At 57.3% G+C, this 7,790-nt stretch carries 6 protein-coding genes; 5 read left to right on the plus strand and 1 reads right to left on the minus strand.

From position 1 onward, the window contains the following. Positions 1-1,045, plus strand: a 1,045-nt coding sequence (locus AC2FNE_RS23875) for a DUF2779 domain-containing protein (protein WP_496806481.1), incomplete at its 5' end; no start/stop codon positions are given. A gap of 304 nt (positions 1,046-1,349) precedes the next feature. Here AC2FNE_RS23875 and AC2FNE_RS23880 read toward each other — a convergent pair. Further along, a complete protein-coding gene (locus tag AC2FNE_RS23880; protein WP_496806482.1) occupies positions 1,350-2,255 on the minus strand; it encodes a LysR family transcriptional regulator in 906 nt (301 codons plus the stop codon). 137 nt (positions 2,256-2,392) lie between these two features. Between AC2FNE_RS23880 and AC2FNE_RS23885 the strand changes: the two genes are divergently transcribed. The 4 genes from AC2FNE_RS23885 to AC2FNE_RS23900 form a co-directional block, all read left to right on the plus strand. Then, positions 2,393-3,484, plus strand: coding sequence for a Bug family tripartite tricarboxylate transporter substrate binding protein (locus AC2FNE_RS23885; protein ID WP_496806483.1), 1,092 nt, complete (start codon positions 2,393-2,395; stop codon positions 3,482-3,484). Positions 3,485-3,635: 151 nt separating this feature from the next. After that, complete coding sequence (locus AC2FNE_RS23890) at positions 3,636-5,609, plus strand: tripartite tricarboxylate transporter permease (RefSeq protein WP_496806484.1); 1,974 nt, start codon at positions 3,636-3,638, stop codon at positions 5,607-5,609. 9 nt (positions 5,610-5,618) lie between these two features. Beyond that, complete coding sequence (locus AC2FNE_RS23895) at positions 5,619-7,034, plus strand: MmgE/PrpD family protein (protein ID WP_496806485.1); 1,416 nt, start codon at positions 5,619-5,621, stop codon at positions 7,032-7,034. Then, positions 7,034-7,790 (plus strand): MmgE/PrpD family protein (locus tag AC2FNE_RS23900; RefSeq protein ID WP_496806486.1); only part of this gene is annotated, 757 nt, incomplete at its 3' end. The genes AC2FNE_RS23895 and AC2FNE_RS23900, both read left to right, overlap by 1 nt.

A 7,790-nucleotide genomic window follows, 5' to 3' on the forward strand; every position in this document is an offset into this window, starting at 1 on the left:
CTGTGAAGTGGCACATGTAAACCGCGACTACGTTAAAGTTGGCGATATAGATCCACGGATGCTAGTGGCCGTATCCGACATTACGGAAAAGGTCGCTGGGCAGATCAACAACACGCGGGCGTGGATAGATCAGGCATTGACAGTGGCTCGCAGTGACACCATGCCTGACCCGGCCCCAGAACGGGCACGTCTGAAATCATATGACGAGTGGCTGGAGATCCGCGAGAAGCTCGATCCGCCACTTGAGCAGGACAGTATCCACCGTCTTCCATTCATGAGTGCAAAGACAGCCGCAGCGCTGATAGAGGCGGGGGTCACCACGGTCGACGCGATCGTAGATAAATCTGTCCTGGGTAAGTCGACGCAGCGATATTTGAGGGCGCGCGCCCAGGGTTCACGGACCATTGACCGTGAAGCGCTGAATCGCTTTTTGAGCAAAATAGTCTGTCCGGTCTATTACCTCGACTACGAGACGTCGCAGAGCCTGCTACCCCCGTGGGATGGCGTTCATCCATATCAGCAAGTGCCATTCCAATATTCGCTCCATATTCAACGCGAACCTGGTGGCAAAATCGAGCATCGAGAATATTTGCACCGAGATGAGAGCAATCCGATGCCGGCTCTTCTAGAAAAACTTCTACAGGATGTCGGTGAGGTTGGCTCCTTGTTGGTTTGGTATGAGCCCTTCGAGAAGAGCCGCAATACTGAGATGGCCGCAACTTATCCGGAGCATGCAGCCTTTCTAGGCGATTTGAATGAGCGTGTGATCGACCTCATGAAGCCGTTTGCGGATGAGACCATCAACGATCCTGCGTTCAAGGGCAGCGCTTCGATCAAAGCCGTCCTGCCAGCCTTGTTGCCGGAACTCTCATACGATGATCTAGGCATACAGGAAGGTGAAAGCGCATCGCGTCTTTGGAAAGATGTTACTCTGATCAATTCGGAAGCTTCAGAGCGTGACAAGGTTTATGCGGATTTAGTGGATTATTGCACTCGTGACACTTGGGCGATGGTTGCCATTCACAGGATGCTGTTGGCGATGTGAGTGGCATCGCGTTATAGGATCTGGGGCCACTGTTGGGTTGGGACTTCAATGGCAGGTTTAACCAGCACCGGCCCTTCGCCGAAATCGAGGTAATGACCGGGTCGCGGACTTTCCCGACTTTTGCTCGCGCGGCTATTGCTAACGCAGCATTTGCTCGCTCATGCAGAACATTTGTTGTTGCAGCGCGGCGCACGCCTCCGAACCGGTCATTCACGGGCGTCGATTAACTGTGCGAAAACCATCGCTTAGATGAACCAATAGCCAGGCATGCAAAAAACACTCGCGCCTAACCAATGAAATCGGGCTAGCCATCAGCGCCTCGCATGACCGAGGCGGCCACTTCGCGAAGTTTCTCGGCTGCCGGGGATAGGGCACGGCCCTTGTAAGTCACAATGCCAAGTTTGCGGCTGATTGTTGGTTCAGAAATTGGGATGATCGCAATGTCGAGGTCGCGCCCTGAGAGCCGTATGAGAGAGGGAGTTGCCGCTATTCCAATCCCCCGTGCGACGAGGCTAAGTTGCGAATGGAAATGCCCGACCTGTATGTCGTTCGAAAGCACATCGTAGAGAGTGCCTAGGTGGCGTTGTAGGAGTTTGCGTGTACCGCTCTCCGGCCTAAGCAGGATGAAGTGCTGGTTCTTTACCTCCTCCCAGGTGGTCGATGTCGCCGACGCCAGTGGGTGGTTCTTGTGACAAGCGATGACAAAGCGGTCGTCAATCAATTGCTCGAAGTCTAGCTCAGGATGGGGTTCACCCAACGTGCCGAAGGCCAATTCAGACTGCCCGCATAGGACACGTTCAAGTGCTTGTGGGCTCGAGTCCTCGTGTACCCTGACACGGATATTTGGGTGGATCGTTTTGAACCTGTCGATGATCTCCGGCAGTAACGTGTCTGATAAAGTCATATTGCAGGAAAGCGTGACGATGCCTTTGCGCACCTTCACAAGCTCAGACATGTCGTTAAGCGAGCGGTTGTAGTCTTCAATGATTCGCTTCGCCTTTGGCAGAAATTCACTTCCAAGGGTGGAAACTGCAACCGAACGGGTGGTCCGATCAAGGAGAGACGCACCGATCGAGTCTTCAAGTTTCTTGATCCGTTTGGATAACGCAGATTGAGTAACAAGAAGTTCATCGGCAGCCAAAGCGAAACTTCCAAGCCTCGCAACGGTGACGAACGCGATGATCTCTCCAAGAGAAGTATCTCGGATCATTTATAAATTCCTTGAATTCATTAATACTTGATTTTTTTGAATTTGCGTAACTTATCGCTCGGTGTCAACCTGTTCGCACAATTGATCTTGAACGGCTATCCGAATGAAAGGCCGCTTCGACTAAGGGAGGACTATCCATGCTGAGTGGATTGAAGAAACTGCTTGTGGGCGCGGCTGCGGCCCTGGCGCTGTCGGCGCCCAACACTGCTTTGGCCAATGACTTCACGCTTGAAGGTCAGACCGTGACCTGGATTGTCGGCTTCAGTGAAGGCGGCGGCACCGACCGTCTGACGCGTCTCTTGCAAGCCAAACTGGGAGAGCACCTGCCCGGAAACCCCAATGTAATCGTCCTGAACAAGCCCGGAGGCGGTTCGGTGATTGCGTCCAACGATTTTCATGAAAACGCTCCGAATGATGGCACGATGCTGATCATGGCTTCGACTTCGTCGCTGCTACCGGTAATTCTCGGTTCGGACGTTGCCAGGTACAACCCAAATGAATGGGTTGCGGTAACGGGATTTGCTCGTGGTGCCACCATGTACGCAATCAGCGATGACCTGGGGCTTGGCCATGAAGACATGATGGCAGATTATGAAGCTCTGAAGTCTGCCAACATCCGGTTCGGCACAGAGACGCCGCTATCGGCGGAGCTTTTGGACTTTGTGTCGATGGAGATGCTGGGTGTGGACGCGCGTTACATATTCGGCTTGGCCTCGAAGGACGCAGAAGCCGCGTTCCAACGCGGCGAGATGAACGTGAACACCGACAACGTAAGGTCCTACCTCAAGGACTACGGCGACGATCCCAAGGTTAACCCGGTCTGGAGCTACGGTGTCATAGACGACAATGGTGACCTGCAGCGCGATCCGGACCTGCCCGATACCCCCACTTTCCCCGAGTTCTACGAAGCAGTGAAGGGCGAAGCTCCAAGCGGCACCGCCTATGAATTGCAGCAGGCGCTTATGAATGCCAAGGTAATGCTGTCGAAGGCCGTCATGCTGCCGCCGGGCACGCCCGACAACATCCGTCAGGTTTATATCGACGCGATGAGAAAAGTAACGGCTGATCCGGAAATAGTCGCCGCGCTCCCCCGCGAGATCGGTTCCATGCCCTTGAACTTTGGCGACGAAACTCAACGGGCCATGGCCACCGGTACGGCAATTGATCCGGAAGTCCGCGAATGGGCTGCAGGATTCCTGAAAGAGCGCTTCGATACCTCCCTGAACTAGACTTGTAGTTCAAACCTAGTTGGGCGGGGCCAAATCGGCGCCGCCCTGCTTTGCCCGGCGGCAATTCCTTTAGCAAGTGGATACACTCACGCAGGGTCCGCTAAGTCCGCAGGCCGGCGACGCAAAGAAATACCAAACGGGGAGGAGTGATATGTACGACGCGGCGATCGTAGCGCTAGCTCAACTGACCACACTTCAGACCTTTTTGGCCCTGGTGGCCGGGGTTGTGGTCGGACTCGTGGTTGGCATCCTGCCGGGACTTGGCGGGACGGCTGGCCTCGCCCTTCTTCTTCCAATCGTCTTCGGTATGGAGCCAAGTTCTGCGCTAGCCATGATGATTGGCCTTCTCGCAGTAACGACGACCTCCGACACATTTCCTTCAGTGCTCATGGGCATCCCCGGAACATCGGGGTCGCAGGCCACGGTGCTCGATGGGTTCCCGATGGCGAAAAAAGGCGAAGGAACGCGTGCCCTGTCCATCGCGTTTGTTTCGTCTCTTTTTGGCGGCATCTTCGGCGCCTTTGTGCTGTCCTTCGCAGTTGTATTTGCGACGCCCATCATCCTGCAAATCGGGTTCGGTGAGCAGTTGATGCTGGTGATCCTTGCACTTTCCATGGTCGGCATCCTTACAGGAGCGAACATCTGGAAAGGGTTGGCAGCCTGCAGCCTCGGTCTCTTGCTGGGTACGTTGGGATCAGCGCCGCTCTCTGGTGTTCAGCGCGCTGCGTTCGGCACGGAATACCTGCTGGATCCGTTGCCGCTCGTTATAATTGGTCTTGCGATGTTCGCGACGCCAGAGATCGTGGATCTTCTGCGCCGGCAGTCGACAATTTCCGAAACCGGCCGACTGGAGCGCACGGGCTGGGCGAAGGGGTTCCGAGACTGGGCGAAGAACTGGTGGCTTTCGTTGCGTTGCTCGATGATCGGTTCGCTGATCGGCGCATTGCCAGGACTGGGCGGCAGCGTTGTGGACTGGATCGCCTATGGTCACGCCGTCCAGACCACCAAAAATCGTGAAAGCTACGGTACGGGCGACCCGCGCGGGGTCGTGGCCCCTGAATCGGCCAATAACGCAAAGGAAGGTGGGGCATTGGTCCCGACGCTTCTTCTCGGGATCCCCGGCTCGGGTAGTATGGCGATCCTGCTTGGCGGACTGATCTTGATCGGCATCGAGCCAGGCAAGGACATGATCGATAACAACATGGACAAGGTCTATCTGATGATCTGGTCCATTGCGGTGGCCAATATTGTGGGCGCGGGCATCTGTTTCTTTCTAGCCCCGCAGATCGCGCGCATCACCACGATCAAATACACCCTGATCGCTCCGTTCATGATTGGCCTTATCTTTTTTGCCGCCTTTCAGGCGACCAGGAACTGGGGCGATCTGATTGCGCTACTGCTGCTTTCGGTTCTGGGCATCTATATGAAGCGCTTCGGATGGTCGCGGCCGGCGCTCCTGATCGGCTTCGTACTGTCAACCCGGGTCGAAGCGTCGGTTTATCAGACGGTCACGCTGTATGGGATCACGTTCGTCGAACGCCCGATCGTTCAGGTGCTCATCGCGCTGACGGTGCTGTCCATAGCCTTGGCGGTTTTCTTCAAGCAGAGGAGTTCAGAACCCGTTACCGTCGACGGCCCGCACAGCCATCTTCGACTGATGCCACAATGGATTTTCGTTTCTGGCGTCATGGCACTCGCGATTTACGTCTTCCAGGACTCACTGAAGTTCAACTCGCTTACCGGAATGTATCCATTGGTCGCCTCGGTCAGCACGCTGGTGTTCCTGGCGCCCGTGGTACTGATGATGGCCTTCAAGCGCGCACCGTCCGATTTCTTCTACGATGCCGAACTGAAATCCGTGCCCGAAGGGGGGCGCTCGGCAGAGTTCTACATCGGAATGCTGGTCGTGATGCTTCTTTTTTCGGGGCTTGTCGGCTTCGTACTGGGGATTGCGACCTTCATCGCACTGTTTCTTTATCGCGCGGCGCATGTCCGGTGGTGGAAGGCAATCCTTGGGGGGGTCGGGTTCATTCTCTTCCTCGGGATCATCTCCGATCAACTCACGCTGCGCTACCCAACCGGCCTTCTGCAAGATTACCTCTCTCTCCCTTGGCCTCTGCAATAGGATCTACTCATGGCTCTTGACCAAACCGCCAAGAACGGCGTCACCCACGAACTGGTGAAATTCGCCCTCGACACCAACTATGCAGACCTGCCAGGCGAAGCCATCGAGATCGCCAAACGCTGCATCGTGGATGGCACGGCTTGCATGATGGCTGGCTCGAAGGAACCGGCACCCGACATCCTCCGCAAACTCGCCCGCCAAGTCGGTGGCGCCGAAGAGGCGCGTACACTTGGCAAAGACAGCATGCGCGTGCCGCTTCACGTCGCGGCCCAGATCAACGGAATGTCGGGCCATGCGCTGGATTTCGACGACACGGCGTTGTCGGAGGAAAAAGATCGGTCCGTCCTCATTCACCCGACCGTTCAACCGCTTTCGGCTTGTTTTGCGGTCGGCGAACACCTGGACGTCTCGGCGGAAGAGTTCCTGACTGCGTTCATCCTGGGCTTTGAGGTGCAGGTGAAGATTGCCGAGGCGATCAATGCCGACCACTTCACGGGCGGGCGCGGGTTTCACACCAGCGGAACAATCGGCATCTTCGGGGCGACGATCGCCGCCGGCAAGCTGCTGGGGCTCGATTACAAGCAGATGTCAAATGCCGTTGGCATGGCGTCGACCATGTCGGCCGGTGTGGGGGCCAATCACGGCACCATGTCGAAGCCGCTGAATATGTCGCGCGCGGCAGAAAACGGGGTGACGGCGGCTCGCTTTGCCTCGCTGGGGATGGACGGACCGGCCCACGCGCTTGAAGCTGGGCGCGGTTTCTTCGAGGCCTTTGGCGGCGGGTATGATCCGACCAAGATCATCGGACGCATGGGCGATCCTTGGGCGATCATCTATCCCGGCACGTCAATCAAGCCCTATCCCAGCGGCGTGGTTGGTCACCCCGGCATGGATACGATGAAGAAGCTCGTCGAGAAGCACGACATAAAACCCGAGGATGTTGAAAAAATCGAGGTCCGCACAGGCGCAAACGTGATTACCCCCGGGCCGCTACGAATCCTTCATGCGAATACCGAGCTGGAAGCGAAATTCTGCGTCGCGTTCCAGATGGCCGCCATTGTGCTGCGCCGTAAGGCGGGGCTCGCTGAGTTCTCCGACGCCTTCGTGCAATCACCGGAATGTCAGGAGATGCAGACAAAAGTGACAGCGGAACTGGACCCCGAGATCGTAGAGATGGGAAAGGGCGTCATCGTCGCCCGCATCACCCTCACAACAAAAGACGGCCGCGCCTATTTCGAGCAGTCCGATCCGAATTATCGGGGTGGGCCGAAAAATCCGCTGACCTATGAAGAGGTTTCGGACAAATTCAGAGACGCCGCGGCGGGCGTTCTGAGCGAGGAAAAGATGGAAGCGTTTCTCAGGCTCGCCCGTGACTTCGAGACGCTGCCCGGCCTCGGTGAAATCATGGATACGGTCTCTGCCTGATGCCGAAGAACGATCCTGACATGCGAGCCCCTGCAGGCACGACGCAGAAGGTGGCGGACTATATCACGTCCGTCGCAGGTCAGGATCTGCCGGCCGAGGTCGCAACGAAGACCAAGTGCCATCTGCTCGACACGCTGGCCGCCGTCATCTCGGGCGCGCACCTGAAAGCCGGACGGCTGGCGACAGGATTCATCGCGACCCAGGGCGGTACGCCCAAAGCAACGGTCTGGGGCACCGACATCCGGACAACGGCAATCAATGCCGCTTTGGCCAACGGGATTTCGGGTCATGCCGACGAAACCGACGACAGCCACCTGGAAGGCCGATTTCATCCCGGTTGTGCGGTTGTGCCGGCAGCCCTCGCCGTGGGCGAGGCTCGCGGCGCGTCGGGCAAGGCGGTTCTGAACGCGGTGGCGGCGGGCTACGATATCGGCGCGCGGTTTTCTATGGCTCTGGGGGTTTCGGGGCCCCGGACGGCAACCCACAGCACCCACAGCCTCGGCGCTCTTTTCGGGGCATCGGCGGCTGCCTCGTCACTGATGGGATTTGATAAGCAAAAGGCGGCCTCGGCGCTGTCCTACACGGTCCAGCAAGCCAGCGGCATCCCTTATTGGGAACGCGATAGCGAGCATGTCGAGAAAGCCTTCGACTTCGGCGGCATGGGCGCCCGCAACGGTGTGGCTGCAGCGGTGATGGTCGGGGCCGGGCTGACAGGGGTTCAGGACCCGCTGGAAGGCAAGCTGAACTACCTTTCGG

Source organism: Ruegeria sp. YKSD179, from assembly GCF_059612885.1.